We start from the raw sequence: 16,912 nt of genomic DNA on the forward strand, positions 1-16,912 counted from the left end.
TGCAGCCGCAGCTGTGCATTATCCGCGGCATGCGATAACTGCCGTCAGCGCTGATACTGTCTAGCCTTTCTGGCTTCGGGCATTGCTTCAGAATTCCCCGGCGGGGCTTGCTCAAAGGCTTGCAAAGCGTGGAGTTGCGCCCGATTGGCGGGCCAAACATCAGCGGACCTCGGGCGCAGCGTCGCCAATATGCCAATAGTTATGGAAGCCGGGGTGGTGAGGCCATGACAGCCGTCAAATCTGCGAAGTGATGCAGCGCTCCGACACTGCATTCTTTAATCGTCCGATAGAAAACAACGATGTTCAGTTCAGTCGCCTTAAGGAATGAAGTGCCAGAATCGCTCGCCGTCGGCAAACCGCGTACTTGGTTCTGGGTTGGCGCTCAAGAACTCGCGAGCACTCGTCGCTAAGCAGGCACAGCATTATGCCGTGGATTGAAGCACCTACTGACGTACGGGAACTTAGGCGCTGCATTCGGAACTGTGTCTCGATCTCGACGTCGCCCGCCATCTCGAAAGATTACGATCAACGTCAAATCGCGGATGGCGTCACCGCAGCGCTTCGCTCCATGCTCGATCTCGAACTCGTTCATGTTTCGATGCGAAAAAAACCGGACCAGCGATCGATCGAAGCTGCGCACACTTCTAATCGCCAGAATTCCCGCGCTCGCGCTGAGATCATGGCGGCTGTTTCCAAAGGATGCTTGGCTGACCAAATAAAGAGCTTGGAGCGGAACGCTGCCGGAGAAATCGGTGTCAAACTTGGCATAATGTCAGCGGCCATCCATCTCGGAGAATACGGCGTCATTACCGAGCAGCAGCGGCTCGCTCCGGAGATAGCCGGCGATCTCTTTGAGCCCTTCATATCCATAACCTTCATATCCATAAAGAGAGAGGGCATGGGGATTTGCCTCTCCATTTCTCAATCGATCATAGAAGCGCATGGCGGCATATTGGTAAGCGAGCCTCGATCAGAGGGGCGGAGGACTTTTCGCTTCGCGCGTCCTGCTGTTTCCCGAGGAAAAGCCAATGCAGCCTGTTAAGCGTATGGTTCACATTGTTGACGACGATGTCTCGCTACGGCGTTCACTTCAGTATCTTCTGCGAGCAGCCGGATATGGGGCTTCAACATACGACTCACCCCTTGCTGTCATAGAAGCTGCCGCGAAACTTGCAGGCGGCTGCGTCCTGCTCGATTTGCACATGCCCGGCATGGACGGTCTGGAGCTCCATCGCCGCCTCGTCGCACTCGATGTTCGTGCTCCCGTGATCCTAATGACGACCCAATGCGACGTTCCAACGGCCGTCAATGCGCTCAAGAGCGGCGTCGTCGATTTCATCGAGAAACCTTTCAATGACCGCCGCGTACTCGAAGCAATCGAAAGCGCATTCTCAGCAAACTTGTACGCGAACGCTGCTCGCGAGGGCGTTCGCGCGGCGCGCAGGATCGCTGCTTTAACCCCTCGCGAAAGGCAGGTCCTCGATGGTCTTGCCGCTGGTCATGCGAACAAAACCATTGCCTATGATCTCGGGATCAGCGTCCGGACCGTCGAAGTACACCGGGCACGCTTGCTCGATCGACTAGGCACACGACGCCTGGCTGTGGCGATACGCATGTCGGTTTTGGCTTCGCTTGGCTGACAGCCAATCGGAGCCTAGAAGGCCACGCCGATAAGATTTCATCGACAGCGGTCATTGCCGGCACAACAGTCTGCTCGATCACGACCTGCTCATTCGACATGTGCGGCCCCCATCCTCGATCGCCTCACGGTCGACGATTCTTACTTGGCGCGTACCTGAAAATCTGATGAGCCCGCGCTGCTTCAATCCTGACAAGGACCGGCTTACGGTCTCGGCGGAGATAGCGAGAAACTCGGCAATGTCCGAGCGGGAAATTGGAAGAGCGATCCTATCGTCCGTTTCAAATGGAAGACGCTCACCCATCTCAAGGAGGAAGGCTGCTACTTTCTCCAGGGCTGTGACCCTCCCTACGATGAGCAATTGAGCCTCAAGCCGCGATATCGCCCCGAATGCTATCTCCCGCAAGAGGCGAGCAACCGCGGGATCGACATCTGCGAGCGCTTCAACCCGTCGGCGCGGATATCGAGCAATCTGCGTTTCATCGACGAGCGCTTCGACTGTCAAGTCGCTCCCGCTGGCAACAACCAGACCGAAGAAGTCTCCAGGAAGCAGGAGATTGACAATCTGACGACGGCCATCGGGCTGCGTCGCACAACGCTTTGCAGCACCCTCGACGACCCGATACCAGTAGCCGGTTTCATCGCCGCTCGAAATCTCTTGGTGAAATCCGTAGGAGGTAACAGTTGCTATTGATTCTAATGATTCTAATGCGTCCCACTTGTGGTGCTCGCAGTAATCCTCGATGTTATCGCCTTTAAATACGGCTTTGGAGCGCTGGAGTTCGAGTGCGCGACCATTCACAACGACCTCCTGCAGTAGCTAAGTTATGGCTCAGTAGGGAGAGCATCGCGGATATCCGGCGAATGGCCAACCTCGTAAAACTTCGTATCGTAAAACTGCGTAACCAGGTGGGTTTGGGGGGAACCATCGGAGGAGTTTGAGGTTAATGAAATCCTGTTTACATCTCCGCATTTCCTTCACGGCATTTCGTTCACGGCTGGCGGGCCTAGGTCCACCTCTGGCCCAGTCTTGATGATTTGGTTGGTACCATTCCGAGCGACACACGATATCCCCGGGGGGGTTGCAGCGATCCGATCCATCGTCGCCTGAGAGTGCTCCAAAGAGATTCGCAAAGCCAAACTCGATGTGAACCCGCAGCTTAACAGTTATATTTTTCGCGTTTTTTATCTCGTTGAGGTTCGTCCGCGAGCAGGCGGCGGCCGTTCGGAAAATGACGGTTATCAAGGATACGCGGTGTGCGTTTCTGTAGCTCTCAAGTCGCGCGCTCCGCTGCGCCGGCTTGCGCTCAAACGTAACTCGAGGTGATGACATGCGATCGGACGACGAAATCAAGCGCGAGATCGAACAAGAACTCAGGTCGCATCCAGACCTCAATTCAGAGGACATCGCCGTCGCCGTCAGAGGCGGCGTCGTAACTCTGGCGGGTTACGTGCGTAGCTACGCGGATAAGTATGAGGCGGAACGAACGGTCAAATGCGTCACCGGAGTCGGCGGAATTGCCAACGATCTTGTGGTGCGCCTGCCAAAGATCGACGAACGGCCTGACCCCGATATCGCGCACGATGCTCTGGGTGCCATTCAGACTGAGCTCTCCGCTTCCGCGGAGGGCATAAAGGTCGTCGTAAAAGATGGACACGTGACCCTGGAGGGCTTGGTGCCAGGCCATTCTCAGCGCCAAGTCGCAGAGGATGTCGTGCGCAAGATCAAGGGCGTGAAGGGGGTCCACAATCAGATTCAACTGAAGCCGGAAGCCAAGCCCGACGCCATCAAAGAGAAGATCGTTGACGCCTTCCGGCGCGATGCCTAGCTCGACGCAAGCAGCATCATTCTTGAGGAGCACGATGGAGTAGCGTCAGGTCATGGAGCGCGCGCGAGGAAGCGGAGCGCGTTGGGTGGACTGCACCGAGCTAGCCAATGTCGTCGACAACCCGCGGCATCCTCTCGCGATCCAATGACCGCTCATGCGGTCGCGCTTCGCACGGCTCTCGCCGAGATTCATTGGGCTGGCAGAGACGACATCTCTCATCGTGCCCGTTGGAGAGTGGGTATTCAACGAAGCCTGCAGACAGTGGAAGCTGTGGCAGCAAGCGAACACCTCCCGCACCATTTCCCTAAACGTTTCCTCGCTTCAGCTTCAGCAGAGGTCTTTCGTGCGGTTCGTGCAGGACTGCCTGACCCGGTGGGAGATCAATCCAAGCGAAATAGAAATTGAACTCGTAGAGACGGTTGCTGTCGACCATCGTGCTGCCAATACCCTGCGGGAATTTCGAGACCTCGGATTAAGAATCGCGATCGACGACTTTGGGACTGGCTACTCTTCCCTGTCTTATCTCGTGACGCATCAGGTGGACCGCCTCAAAATTCCAAAAGAGTTCGTGGCCCATGCACCATTCGATGCGCGCCATGCTGTGGTCGCTCGGTCGATCATTCAATTGGCTCGTGACCTCGATATAGATGTCGTAGCCGAAGGTATAGAAAACCATGCTCAGGCGGGTTTCCTGATCAGCGCCGGATGTCGGTACGCTCAGGGATTCTATTACGCGATGCCCTCCAGCGCCGAGGGCGTGACGGCCCTGCTGCGCGAGGGACGGATAAAGTCGGTTCGCGGAACGACGCGTTAGAAGCGATTACATGCTTACCGCCGCGGGGCCCCGGCTCATTTGCAAAACAGGAATGATTTCTCGTCCGATCTCGTCCAAAACCTCGCCCGCCGAGCGCTTGCTGTATTTCAAGTTCAAAGCGACGTGATTGACACCTGCGACCTGCAAGGCATCAAGGAATCGCAGTACGATTTTGCGGCCACCGCTAAATCCAAGGTGAATAGGACGTGGCGGAGCATTCGGATCCTCAGAGAGATCGACATAAAGGGATTGCGCAAATGGCTTGAACGTTCCCGGCGCAAGCGCCGCTACCGTTGCATGCCATCGCGCGACATGTACTTTTTGCAATTCGGGAGAACGCGGGTAAGTGATCCATCCGTCCGCATTGGCTGCAATCCAATCGAGGCTTTGACGGCTTGAGCCTGTAACCAGAAGCGGAAGCCTACCCGTTGGTTTCGGGACCAGATCTGCAGTTCCCAGCATCGTGCCGTAGACCGACTCGATGCGCGGAAATTCCTCCTTGAGGAGTTCGCGCAGCACTCGGAAATTTTCTCTAAACAATACGTCGCGTTTGTTCCAATCGACGCCGAACGCCGGAAACTCGACCGGACGATCTCCAGAAGCGACGGCCATCACGAATCTTCCGTTGCTCAGCTGATCGATGGACGCCGCAGCCTTGGCAGTGTGAATTGGATGACGAAGCGGAAGTACAATCGAGCCGGTGGCTAATCCAATCATCGATGTCTGCGCCGCGATCCAGCCGAGCCAAACCCACGCATCATAGATTTGTCCGACATCCCCGAAGGTCGGATCGCGAAGCGGAACATCGCGCGTCCATAATGCGCTGAATCCCAGTTTCTCGGCTTGCTGCGCAAGGCGTTCCTGTCCGCTCATAGCGGGCACATCACCCTCGAAAGCTTCGATTGGAAAGAAGACGCCAATGGTCATTCGATTTTTAGAAAACATGCGGCGGAAAGCACGGTGTTCGGCCACCGTAGCAATATGGAGAGGCTTACCCATGCTTTCTCCGAAATGTGCAACTTCAAGTCAGAGACGCGATTGAGCGGCCGTCAACCGGCAAAACATCTAAGCCTGCCAAGGCCCGGCAAAAATGACGGCTGTCATTTCGAAAGTACGCCGTACCGCCCAACTTGCGGACCTAGAAATGTTTCAACGCAAGCGATGGGAATCCACCGATGGCTAACAATCGCGCAGTCACTTTTATGGGTCCGGGCAAAATGGAAGTCCGCGACGCAGGTTATCCGAAGCTCGCAGATCCCAAGGGACGAAAGATTGAGCACGCAGCCATTCTTAAACTTGTCACAACGAACATTTGCGGCAGCGATCTTCATATTTACAACGGTCGTTTTGAAGCGCCCGCCGGAATGCTGATGGGACACGAGAATACGGGCGAGGTCGTCGAGGTCGGTTCGCATGTCCAGCACATCAAGAAGGGCGATATCTGCTCAGTTCCTTTCAATGTGGCCTGCGGCACCTGCGATAGCTGCCGGGATCGCCATACCGACGTCTGCTTGAGGGCCAATGAAGATCTTGGCTTTTGCGGCGCTTACGGTTTCAACCTCGGCGGCTGGCAAGGCGGACAAGCAGAATACATGCTTGTCCCGTGGGCGGATTTCCAGCTTCTGCGATTCCCTGACAAGGATGAGGCCATCGAGAAAATCCGGGATCTCACATTGCTCTCCGATATTCTTCCGACCGGGTATCACGGCTGCGTTGAGGCAAACATAAGGACGGGATCCACCGTCTACATCGCCGGCGCCGGTCCCGTTGGGCGCTGTGCGGCTGCAAGCGCACAGCTTCTGGGTGCCTCCTGCATCATTGTCGGCGATGAAAACAAAGCGCGTCTCGATCTTGTGAAGAACGCCGGATACGAAATCGTCGATACCTCCAGCGCCACGCCAATTCCGGATCAGATCGAATCAATCCTCGGCAAACGATGGGTTGACGGCGCCGTCGATTGCGTTGGCCTGGAGTGTCACGGTAACGGACCGGACGGCAGCAAGAAAAACGAGGTCGAATCCGTCATCAATACGCTGATGGAAGTCGTGAAGCCAGCAGGTGCAATGGGCGTGCCTGGCGTTTACACGAATATGGATCCGGGAGCTCCCAACAGCCTCAACAAGCAAGGCAAAATGGCGCTGGACCTTCCCAAAGCTTGGGTTAAGTCGCCCAAGATGACAGCTGGCCAATGCCCCGTCATGCGCTACAACCGCGAGTTAATGATGGCGATCATTTGGGGGCGCATGCCAACGCTGACGAGCATGCTCAATACCGAAGTGATCTCGCTCGACGATGCTCCAAAAGCTTACGAAACTTTTGGCGCCGGTGCGGCCAATAAATTCGTCATTGATCCGCACAATATGACACGCCTCGCGGGCAAATCTCTTCGTGATAGCGCTGCTGCTCGTCCGAAGGCCACGGCCGGTACGCGTTGAAGTCGATGGCGAACGTGAAAATTTGCAACGCAACGGTCGCGGCCAATGCAAGGCCGCGATCCGCGCGCGAGGCATCCATCATTCTGATATTGATGATCGCGACCACAAGGATGCTGCCTCGAAGCGACGAAGCACGACCGCGAGGCGCACGCTGAAAGCAACGAGCGTGGGCCATACCAGTCCGATATAGATCAAACGACGAAACGCAAGCGTCATCGATCGATGGCAACTCACTCAAGCTTTACGTCTTCACCCGTTAGATTCGGCGGCGTATCGCATAGCCATATTGGATTGGCCATTCCGGCGGATTGTCGAGCTTTTGCTCGGCGATAAGTGCCCAATAGGGTTCGCGCAAGAACTCACGAGCTATGAGAACGAGATCAGCATCTCCTCCGGTTACGATTTCGTCGGCGAATTCCGCGTCGGTGATCAGCCCCACAGCTCCGGTGTTGACTTCGGCCTCGTGGCGAATGCGGCGGGCGAATGGCACCTGGTAACCGCGGTGCAGCGGGACTGGTGCCGTCGCCGTAGTTCCGCCCGAAGAGACGTCAACGAGATCGACACCCATCGCCGCGAGCTTCTTGGAGAGTGCAACGGAATCATCGATGTCCCATCCACCCGCCACCCAATCCGTTGCAGAGATTCGCACGAAGAGAGGAAGCTCATCGGGGATTATGTTTCGCAATCGCTCGGTGATTTGCAAGAGCAGACGCATCCGGTTCTCGCGGCTACCTCCATACTCGTCCGTCCTGTGATTGCTGATGGGGGACAGAAATTCGTGCAGCAGATAGCCATGAGCCGAATGGATTTCGATGACTTCAAAGCCGGCCTTGAGGGCGCGGCGGGCAGCCGCCTCGAAGGCGGCAATCACATCGTCAATTCCGCGCTGGTCGAGCGGGATGGGAACAGGGCTCTTCTCATCGAAGGGAAGAGCACTCGGGCCAACAACCGCCCAGCCGCCTTCATCGGGTTGGAGCGCGCGCCCGCCCTTCCACGGCGGCTCGCAACTTGCCTTGCGACCGGCGTGGGCAAGTTGAATGGCTGGCACGGCGCTCTGAGACTTCAGAAATCTTGCAATTCGCGCCAGCGGCTCGATGCGTTCGTCGCTCCAAAGCCCGACGTCGCCTGGCGTGATGCGACCCTCGGGCAAGACGGCGGTCGCTTCGACCATGACAAGCCCGGCCCCACCGACAGCCCGACTGCCCAAATGCACGAGGTGCCAGTCATTGGCGAATCCATCCTGGGCTGAATATTGGCACATCGGCGCCACGGCGATGCGGTTGCGAATGGTGACCTTCCGAAGGGTCAAGGGGGTCAATAAATTGACCTCCGCGACCTCAAGATCGTGCCTGCTATCAGTTTGTCCGCTTCGCCCCAAATTCGTGACGTGCTGATCCATAGAACTCACCCTTTCGGTCACCCAGCTTCAGATGAGAAATCGATCTGTCAACAGCGGCGAACAAGCGAGCTTTGCCATGACGGTCGTCAATTCTTGCGAGCAGGCGTGCCGCTAATGCGCGATCACAAGCGGAACCGGAGCTTGGCGCTGAACGCCTGCGCCACCAAGGAGCCATTCGCGCAGTCGGGACCCGACCAACACCGCGCATAATCAATTCGAATCGCCAGACTGAACGATCTCCGATCCAGAAGTGGCATGCGATTTCTTGCTGCGGCTCCTTGGTCTTCCCACAGTCCGCGCGGCATAACTTTTTAATGAGCCTTTCCTTCCGTGTAACAAGCGGCACTGAGCTTGCTTTTCCGCCGCTTGCCCCAACACCGCAGCGCGTATCGGGATCGCCCTGTCCATGCTTCGCTTTGCGCACCCTTTTCTGTCACTTCGGAATGACACCGCAGGCAATACGTCCCTTGCCGCCGCCGGTCCATGATTTCCGGCGCGCCGGTAGATCAACACCGCCTTTGTCCTTCTCAATGAATAGGTACCCAATGGTTTGGGAAATTCCCCTTGGCCCGCTTTCACTTCGGCAGCACCGAACTTCTACTCGCAGAATATTCCAGCGTCGTCGGTATACCCCGCAGCTAACTACTCGGCGGATCAGAAGTGCGACTATTGGAATCCAATCCGCGGATACTGAGAAGCGTCGTTCTGATGGCAAATGCTGCCCGTCCGGATTTCAATCTGGACGGACTTGCATGGTTGACGGCCCCCTCCATCAATGAACGGACGACAAGACATGCAGGGCACGCCTGTCATGTCGTTCGAGTTACGGAATAAACGCCCGGCATTGCTAATATTCGCCGCGCAAACGATTCTACTGCAACCAGATTCGGTGCGTTCCGCACCTAACGCTGCGAAGGCCGGTTTCGCGCTTCGTCGCATGAATTGGCGCTCAGCGATCATCGATTTCTGTGCAGTGGGTCAGAGATCGGGGCCCTGGATCACACGAATCCGTCTCGCTTGGCCCACATGAACCCGACAAAATAATTTTGAACCGTGTTGCGGTGGCCCTTGGGTGGCCGGTGGTGGGCCCTTTGATTGGCCTCGGGTCCACGCCTGGCCCCTGATAGTGGTCGTAATTGCAGATGGTTATGATGCTTATTCCTTGGCCCCGCCGTTGGCCGGAATGAGGAATGCTAGATTTTTTGATCATCGCTTGCTTTTCGAGCTTAGAGAGAAATCCGCGGACTATTTTCTCCGGCCAGTTCCAATCTTTCGCAAGCTTCGATCGTGCAGCCATTAGCTGTCCCCGCTGAAGCACAACAGCGTGCCCCTTATTGTCGACGGACCGGGGGATGTATTGGGCGTGTGAGATCAGGTATTGCCACGCTTCGAACCTGGAGAATGATCCCCGGCTCGGATCGGCGGCCTTAACGACTTGGCCAGCCCCGACGATCGGATGATCGATCATCGACCGGTCGATAGCAAACCAATTTCCAGTTCGCGCTGCGCGAACTTTTGGCGAGGCATGATAGTTCTCGAACGGTGTTCGCTTCCAAGAGCTCATGGTTGAGCGCTCCTGCGGCAAGTCGCAAGATCATCGAGGGATTCATTTTGCGAGCGATGCAAAGCCTACGCGGAAGGACTTTCGGCCAGTAGCCTTTCGATTTCCGAGCGCGAGACCGCCACCAACCACGTCTGCTTAGCGGGGTATCGCCACCCCTCAGATATCGATCTTCTCCGCGATTTCGATGGCGTCATCGACCTCAATGCCGAGATAGCGCACAGTGCTTTCGATCTTCGAGTGACCGAGCAAGAGTTGCACGGCTCTAAGGTTACCCGTCCGCCGGTAGATCAGCACGGCTTTGGTACGTCGCAATGAATGCGTGCCGAACTTCGCCGGATCGAGACCGATGCTGGCGACCCATTCCAGCACGAGCCGAGCGTACTGACGCGTGGTGAGTCCGCGATCCGAATTGCCCCGGCCGGCGAATAGGAACTGTCCTGCCTTACGGCCAGTCAGCCTCAGGTAGTCGTCAATCGCTTGCCGCGTCTGATCGGTGAGTTCGAACCGAACCGGCCTGCCAGTCTTCTTCTGGCGGATGGTCGCGCGATCCATGGCGTAACCGCTTGGCGCGACATCGTCGACCCGAACAGCGACGACGTCGCAGCCGCGCAGCTTGCTGTCGATCGAGGTTGAAGAGAGCGAGGTCTCGATTCTTGCCCCCGATCTGTAGCTTCGTTCGGATCGACCAGACGTGGCCTGGGCGCAGTGGCGGCTTGGCGCCGACTAGCTTGCCCTTGTTCCAGGGAACGCGGGTGCGCTTGGCTGCAGGTTCAGTGGCAACGGGTGCAGTAGTAAGGTATTCTATGGTCTGCCTCCTTAGTTGAGAGACAAACCAGCATGCGCCTCCCTCAGCCTAACCCGCTGCACTCAGGACCGCTTTCGGCCGAGTTCTTCCGTCCGATGGTTACCGCCCGTCGATTCTGACCCTGAGCGGACATCAGCGATCCTGCCTTCACAACAAAAAGCCCAGAACGATGCTGGAACTTTCATCGGGGGTCGATCACCCGACCGCCTCCTTGGTTTGATTACGGTTGTCGTGCTGGCCCGATCTGCGGTGCGCGGACAGGCTTTGCCATCCCGTAGAAGATGACGACTCCCTGACCACCGCAGCGAGTTGAAATTGCCTCTGGCGGAGTACCAATACAGCTATCGATGTTCTGCCAGTTATTCATGGCCCAGACGTTGCCTGCCGGATCGACCGCGATATCGGTCAACATCTGCAGGCCGCCTCCCGCGTAGCCGCCGGGCGGCGAAATCTGATCGCCGGTCTTGAAACCGGGCGGACAATTCTCGGTGCGCGCGCCGCACAGCTGCACGATTGGGCTGCTCGGCATGGCGAAGTTGGAAATCCAGACGTTGTCGTTGCCGTCCACGGCGGCCGCCCAAGGGCCCGGGAGCCCGCCGCCCTTGAACGGTGAGCCGGGAAATTGGGTGCCGTCCGGCCGCAGCAGCGTGACGCTGCCCCCGAAGGCTCCGCCCTTCTGCTTGGACATGATTGTGGTCAAATAGTCAGAGGCCGCCGTAACACCCTCAAGCTTTAAGCGTACCCCCATGTCGATCAGATGGGCCATGCCGAGTAGCCCAGTGCCGAAGCGATTAGTGACCCAGACGTTGCCCTGGCTGTCGATGCCGAGACCGCTATTGTTGATCCCGGTCTTGAAGTTCTCGACCTTGCTCGGATCAGATGCGGGGAAGCGCGTGACGTGTTCGACACCACTATTGGAAACCCAAATCCGGTCCTGCTGGTCGATGCCGAGGTGAAATGGCGCTCTGAAGGATTTGCACGGCTCCTCTTTGTCGCCCTCGCAAACAATGCGGCCCTTCGTCAAATCACCTTTGGGGAAATGGATGAGCTGATTCTTCTCGACGCCGAGGACCCACACGTCTCCGCTAGGCGTGACGATGATTCCCTGTATCAGCCCGAGTTGGCCATTGAAGGTAATCCCCTCCGGCGGGGTCAGCGGCTTGCCATTCTTGTCGAATACCGCGATCGCCTTGCTGCCATAGTTCGTGAACCAGGCGTTGTCGTTGGCATCGACTGCCGCACCGAAGGTGCCCCCTTCCATACCGCCGCCGGTGAAGCCCGTCGTGATCGGCGAAAGCGGCTTACCATTGGGTGCGAACTTGGTCGCATGACCCTGCCACAGCGAGTCCTGCCCCTGCCAACCAATGGTAAAGTTGTCGCCAACCCAGAGGTTGCCCTCGCTGTCGAACATGGCCTTGCCGCCGGCGCGGTACCCGCCGCCGTCGAACTTGAGCGGCAACACCCAGGCGCTTGGCGCCCAGTTGAGGTACGGCATGTACGGCACCGTGAGCATGTGGTTGACCGTCGATACTTGATAGAACTGACCGAGCAGGTCGTAGAGGCGGTTGGGCTGGTACCACGGATAGCGCGCAACCGACTCCGCTGCCGCTAGCGTGTCGGTAGGAACGGTTCCGGTCGGCGACGTAGAGGCCGCGAAGAGAGAATTACAAGCAGCGGCCTGCACCTGCACGACGCAGCCGGAAATCACGTCGGCCAACGTGGCAAAGTTGGCCATCGTCGGTGTCTGACCGCTGTTGAGCGGACCCTGGATCGCCTCTCCCCAGCCGCCGGTCGCGAGATCGACAAAGTTGGGCACGTTGCCCGCAGCGATACGCAGCCCGAGTGGATGACCCGTGATCGCCGTGCCGTCGAGGAACTGCGCGTGGGTCCAAACCGAGGCTACGGTGGTCATTTCGTTAATGACAACCTTGGCCGGGGGCCTGTTACCCAGCACCGTCAGTAGGACGATGGCCGGATTATCGCCGCTGCCCTTGTTGATCGTGGCTACGCCACCTTTGGCAACCAAATACAGAATGGTATCCGTGCCCGGGGTTGCATCGGTGCCCAGCTGAAATTGACCATCACTGCCCGTTTTTGCTTCAGCTAGTTGTTTGGGTTCGCCCGCACTCGCGGACCATAGGGTGACGGTGGAGTTTGAGATTGGACCTCCGCCCGCTTGGACTTGCCCCTCGATGCGAACGCCAGCCAAAGCCTGCGAGCAAACCGCTGACAGAGCGCCGAGTAGTGTGAGAAGGCCAAGCCGAATTTTCCCAGGGATTTGCATGGTTAGCGCTCCTTCAAATCAATTGAGGACGCAGCCCACCCAGCAGCGCACAACGAAAGCGGAAGCTGCCCAAGATCGACTTCCTGCGCAATCGACGAGGAAGCAAATCGTAAATAGATTCTATACAGTATACTGACTATAATCTTGATCGGCGGCAATGATGCTGCGAAGCGTGGCATTACCCTTATGATCGACAGCTCGGCCAACTGAGATGGCGGCCGGGACGAAGGTGGGGTCAATCTCGATAGCCCTGGTGAAGGCAGCAATCGTCTGGCTTGCCGCGATCGCTAGAGGTCAGGGCGACGAACGTGCTTCTGAAGCCGTGTTACGCAAATCACTCGACGCAAATCCCGGTTCCGCCGCGCTATGGCACGCGGATTAGCAGCGGGCGTCGCGAACACTGCAGCAAAGTCTCTTGTGGCCCGTAGCGCCACCAGGCTGACGGCGGCTTTCAGACCATCGCGACAGAATGCGAACGGCTAAAGATCGATCGACGGTCGATCCCATTAGGCGACATTGGCTTGATGGTCGACAAGGTCAGCATACACCCGGCTGAGATGTCTGCTTTCAACGGCAAAGCGGAAGCATTTTAGGCCACGCCGACGACCGCTAATGACCCTTAGCGGACGTCGTCTTATTCGACACGCCTCGCTGCAGACAGCCGTCAGGACGCGCACACAAAATATTGTGGTCGGCATAAATCATGATTGTGCGTCGATTGAATGCCAGCGGTATGCTCAAACCGAAACTTAATCATCGTTCGCGACAGTTTGCGGTAACCGCAATGATTCGAGTTGCATTGGACTCGGCGTTGTCGGACGCGCGTTGCACGCGCATGGCGGAGCCACGCGGACAATCGCCCGTCTCCAGTCAACGTGAGCTTGGTGGGGGAAGTGCCAATGGCGAAACTAGATCCAAAGGGCGGCACCATTGCCGTCAGGTGCCGTCGACGCTTGTTTCTGACGACGGCAATTGTCGCGCTTGCCTGCGCCGGCCCGCGACCGGCGTGCGCGCAATCGGTAACGGGCAATAACGTGTCTCCGGGTTCTGTTCAAACGCCGAACTGGTCAGTCGGCAGCGACCTCTTCATTGGCACTGGAGGCAACGGCACGCTTGTCATCCAGGATGGCGGCACGGTGACCAATGACACTGGCTTAATTGGTAACGGCCCCTCCGAGCAGGGGGAAGTCACTGTCTCGGGCCATGACGGTAGCGGTAACGCGTCGACCTGGACCAACAACGGTGACCTTGTCGTCGGGCAGTCCGGAACGGGCACGCTCTTCATCGAAAATGGCGGGGTGGTGAGCAATACTGGCGCCTATATCGGCGCCGATACCGGCAGCCAGGGCGACGTCACTGTCTCGGGCCGCGACGTCAACGGCCATGCCTCGACCTGGACCAGTACCGGGCAGGTCTACATTGGCGACAACGGCACCGGAGCGCTCAACATCAATGATGGTGGTCTGGTGAACAGTGCATTGGCCCTCATCGGCAACAGCAGCGGAGGCACTGGAACGGTCACCGTCTCGGGCCATGACGGCAACGGCAATGCCTCGAGCTGGAATAATACCAATCAGGTCTATATCGGCGCGGACGGCTCCGGCACGCTCCTCATCGAAGATGGCGGGGTGGTGAATAGTGGGCAGGGCCTTATCGGCTACGGGAGCGGTAGCGAAGGCACGGTCACCGTCTCCGGCCGTGACGTCAACGGCAATGCCTCGACCTGGAACGCTGCGAACAATATCTACGTGGGATTTTCGGACAACGGCACACTCACGGTCTCGGACGGCGCCGCGGTGGCCACGAGTAGAGCTGGAGGCGGCGCTGCATCTATCTATATCGGCCACATGAACGGCGGCACGGGCACGGTCAATGTCTCGAGCAGCACTGGCGACGTCTCAAGCTTGACTGCGACCGACCGTATTGATGTTGGTCGCGATGGCACCGGCACGATGACCGTTGGAAAAGGCGGCTTCGTCAGCGTGGGTAGCGATGTTCGCATCGCCAACGGCAGCACGGGCAGTGGAACGCTGCATCTCGACGGCGATGCCAGCGGGCGCGGCGTTCTTGAGACCGGCTCGGTGATCAAGGGGGCCGGCCCCACTGCTATCCTCGACCTCAACGGCGGCATCCTGCGTGCGACGCGTGATGAAGCCAATTTCCTAAACGGCTTCGGGACACTGACCGTGGGAGCCGGAGGCGCCTGGTTCGATACCAACGCGCACGACATCGCCATCAGCACCTATTTTTCCGGTACATCGAGCTTCAACAAGCTGGGCCTTGGTCAACTGACGCTGACCGGAGACAGCTCCGCCTTCACCGGCGCATCGACCGTGTCGGCCGGCACGCTCGCCGTGAATGGCGTTCTCGGCGGCAACACGTTGGTGGACACGGCTGGTCGGCTCGTGGGCACCGGCAGCGTCGGTAATGTCGTCAATACCGGCGTCGTCGCGCCGGGTTATGGCAATGCCATGGGCACGCTCACCGTCCAGGGCAACTATGTCAGCACAGGCGGCCACGTCGAAATTGCGACCGTTCTGGGTGGCGACAGTTCGCCGACCAGCCGCCTCGTGGTCAACGGCACGACTTCAGGCACCACGCAGGTCGGGATCATCAACCGTGGCGGCCTCGGCGGGCAGACAGTGGAGGGAATCAAGATCGTCGAGGTCGACGGGGCGTCGAATGGCAGTTTCCTGCTCGTCGGCAACTATGTATTCCACGGCGAACAGGCGGTGACCGCCGGGGCCTATGCCTATCGTCTCTACCAAGGCGGCGTCTCCACTCCCACGGACGGCGACTGGTATCTGCGGTCCGCCTTGCTAGAAACGGGCAATCCCAGCCTGCCGCTCTATCAGCCCGGCGTGCCGGTGTACGAAGCCTATGGCGCAAATCTGCAATCGCTCAACACTCTGCCGACGCTTCAGCAACGTGTCGGCAACCGCAACTGGGCTCCCGGCGCCGATCCCGTCGGCAACGGAATTTGGGGCCGCACGGAAGGCACGCACGGTCACTTCAACGACGCTGCAGCCTCGACGACGGGCCTGGACCAGAGCATTGATGCTTGGAGGATACAGGTGGGCGCGGATAGGGTACTGGCCGACCCTGATAAGGGCGGCCGTTTGGTGGCGGGCGTCAACGCCTTCTACGGCGAGGCCGACAGCCAGATCCGATCGGTTTTCGGCGATGGGGCGGTGAAGTCCGACGGCTACGGCCTTGGCGCGACGTTGACCTGGTATGGCCTCGATGGCTTCTACGTCGACAGTCAGGCGCAGGTCATCCGCTATGACAGCGACCTCACTTCCGCCTATCTCGGCAGGCTCTCGCGCGACAATGGCGGCCACGGGGAGGCGTTCAGTATCGAGGCAGGCAAGCGGATGTCGGTCGGCAATAACCTTGGCGTTACGCCGCAATTCCAGATGGTCTATTCCAACGTCCACTTTGATCGTTTCACCGATCCGTCGGATGCTGTCGTGTCGGCCGACGGGAACGATAGCCTGAAGACACGTTGGGGCGTCGCGCTCGATCATCAGAGAGCCTGGGAAGGTGGCCGCAGCCACATCTACGGAATCGCCAATGTCAGCTACGAATGGCTAAATGGCATCCGTACCCTCGTCTCGGGCACGGCCATCATCAATGCCAGCGAACGGCTGTGGGCGGAACTCGGTCTGGGTGCGAGTATAATCTGGCGCGAGGAGCTCGCTCTCTATAGCGAAGTCTCTGGCAACAGTCCGTTCCATGACTTCGGTGACAGCTATTACCTCAAGGGCAGTGTCGGTCTCCGCCTGCAATTTTGATCGCGGGCGGACACAAAGCCCATTGTCAGCTATTGGCCCAAGGCGGACATTAGCGATCATCGCTTCCGTCATCGCAAAGAGGAAAAATTGGGGACCAATCGAGCGCCATCAGCTGGCGAGCAGTGGTTGCACGCACTACAGCCGAATTCCGAAAAGGGGGGCATGGATTTTGTCCAACTTTCGCTCACGGCAACGCTCGGCTCAGGTCGGGAACGTCAACTACGCGGTACTCTTTGAAAACTCACGAGTTTGTAATGGCATCCGCCGTCCGGTGATCCAACAAGAATTGAATATCGTCGTTGCACGGCCATTTGATCGTTATAATATATTTTACGAAGCCTTCGTGCTG

Annotated in this window: 10 protein-coding genes and 1 pseudogene; 6 read left to right on the top strand and 5 right to left on the bottom strand. The window is 58.1% G+C overall.

Features of this window, described 5'->3' with window-relative positions; genetic code table 11:
- The first annotated feature begins 568 nt into the window (after positions 1-568).
- Complete coding sequence (locus AACL53_RS12985; protein WP_339087030.1) at positions 569-1,042, top strand: hypothetical protein; 474 nt, start codon at positions 569-571, stop codon at positions 1,040-1,042.
- Positions 1,029-1,640: a response regulator transcription factor gene (locus AACL53_RS12990; RefSeq protein ID WP_339084938.1), complete on the top strand. Its 612-nt coding sequence runs from the start codon at positions 1,029-1,031 to the stop codon at positions 1,638-1,640. The genes AACL53_RS12985 and AACL53_RS12990 overlap by 14 nt, the downstream gene beginning before the upstream one ends.
- A gap of 78 nt (positions 1,641-1,718) precedes the next feature.
- On the opposite strand, the gene AACL53_RS12995 is transcribed toward AACL53_RS12990, so the two are convergent.
- The gene (locus tag AACL53_RS12995; RefSeq protein ID WP_339084939.1) at positions 1,719-2,441 is read right to left on the bottom strand and encodes a helix-turn-helix domain-containing protein; all 723 of its coding nucleotides are present in this window, start codon (positions 2,439-2,441) and stop codon (positions 1,719-1,721) included.
- 529 nt (positions 2,442-2,970) lie between these two features.
- On the opposite strand from AACL53_RS12995, the gene AACL53_RS13000 reads away from it, so the two are divergent.
- Positions 2,971-3,468: a BON domain-containing protein gene (locus AACL53_RS13000; protein ID WP_339084941.1), complete on the top strand. Its 498-nt coding sequence runs from the start codon at positions 2,971-2,973 to the stop codon at positions 3,466-3,468.
- A 154-nt stretch (positions 3,469-3,622) separates the two neighbouring features.
- Complete coding sequence (locus AACL53_RS13005) at positions 3,623-4,282, top strand: EAL domain-containing protein (protein WP_339084943.1); 660 nt, start codon at positions 3,623-3,625, stop codon at positions 4,280-4,282.
- A 6-nt stretch (positions 4,283-4,288) separates the two neighbouring features.
- Here AACL53_RS13005 and AACL53_RS13010 read toward each other — a convergent pair whose 3' ends face one another.
- On the bottom strand, positions 4,289-5,281 hold the full coding sequence (locus AACL53_RS13010) for an LLM class oxidoreductase (protein ID WP_339084945.1): 993 nt from the start codon (positions 5,279-5,281) through the stop codon (positions 4,289-4,291).
- A 176-nt stretch (positions 5,282-5,457) separates the two neighbouring features.
- Between AACL53_RS13010 and AACL53_RS13015 the strand changes: the two genes are divergently transcribed.
- Complete coding sequence (locus AACL53_RS13015) at positions 5,458-6,717, top strand: glutathione-independent formaldehyde dehydrogenase (RefSeq protein WP_339084946.1); 1,260 nt, start codon at positions 5,458-5,460, stop codon at positions 6,715-6,717.
- A 256-nt stretch (positions 6,718-6,973) separates the two neighbouring features.
- Here the strand turns inward: AACL53_RS13015 and AACL53_RS13020 are convergent, their stop codons facing one another.
- From AACL53_RS13020 to AACL53_RS13030, 3 genes and pseudogenes are all read right to left on the bottom strand, one after another.
- Complete coding sequence (locus AACL53_RS13020) at positions 6,974-8,035, bottom strand: NADH:flavin oxidoreductase/NADH oxidase (RefSeq protein WP_339084948.1); 1,062 nt, start codon at positions 8,033-8,035, stop codon at positions 6,974-6,976.
- Positions 8,036-9,836: 1,801 nt separating this feature from the next.
- Positions 9,837-10,485, bottom strand: a pseudogene (locus AACL53_RS13025) (tyrosine-type recombinase/integrase).
- A 220-nt stretch (positions 10,486-10,705) separates the two neighbouring features.
- Positions 10,706-12,511 carry a hypothetical protein gene (locus AACL53_RS13030; protein ID WP_339084949.1) on the bottom strand — a complete coding sequence of 602 codons (1,806 nt, stop codon included), beginning with the start codon at positions 12,509-12,511 and terminating at the stop codon, positions 10,706-10,708.
- Between the two features lie 1,157 nt (positions 12,512-13,668).
- Between AACL53_RS13030 and AACL53_RS13035 the strand changes: the two genes are divergently transcribed.
- The gene (locus AACL53_RS13035; protein WP_339084950.1) at positions 13,669-16,563 is read left to right on the top strand and encodes an autotransporter outer membrane beta-barrel domain-containing protein; all 2,895 of its coding nucleotides are present in this window, start codon (positions 13,669-13,671) and stop codon (positions 16,561-16,563) included.
- Positions 16,564-16,912: the final 349 nt, after the last annotated feature.

The organism is Hyphomicrobium sp. ghe19, from assembly GCF_902712875.1.
Classification (GTDB): Bacteria; Pseudomonadota; Alphaproteobacteria; order Rhizobiales; family Hyphomicrobiaceae; genus Hyphomicrobium_B.

Excerpts from the sequence above, each read along its gene's own strand:
- AACL53_RS12985 (WP_339087030.1), top strand. The coding sequence starts at position 569 with ATGCTCGATCTCGAACTCGTTCATGTTTCGATGCGAAAAAAACCGGAC.
- AACL53_RS12990 (WP_339084938.1), top strand. The coding sequence starts at position 1,029 with ATGCAGCCTGTTAAGCGTATGGTTCACATTGTTGACGACGATGTCTCG.
- AACL53_RS13000 (WP_339084941.1), top strand. The coding sequence starts at position 2,971 with ATGCGATCGGACGACGAAATCAAGCGCGAGATCGAACAAGAACTCAGG.
- AACL53_RS13005 (WP_339084943.1), top strand. The coding sequence starts at position 3,623 with ATGCGGTCGCGCTTCGCACGGCTCTCGCCGAGATTCATTGGGCTGGCA.
- AACL53_RS13010 (WP_339084945.1), bottom strand. The coding sequence starts at position 5,281 with ATGGGTAAGCCTCTCCATATTGCTACGGTGGCCGAACACCGTGCTTTC.
- AACL53_RS13015 (WP_339084946.1), top strand. The coding sequence starts at position 5,458 with ATGGCTAACAATCGCGCAGTCACTTTTATGGGTCCGGGCAAAATGGAA.
- AACL53_RS13035 (WP_339084950.1), top strand. The coding sequence starts at position 13,669 with ATGGCGAAACTAGATCCAAAGGGCGGCACCATTGCCGTCAGGTGCCGT.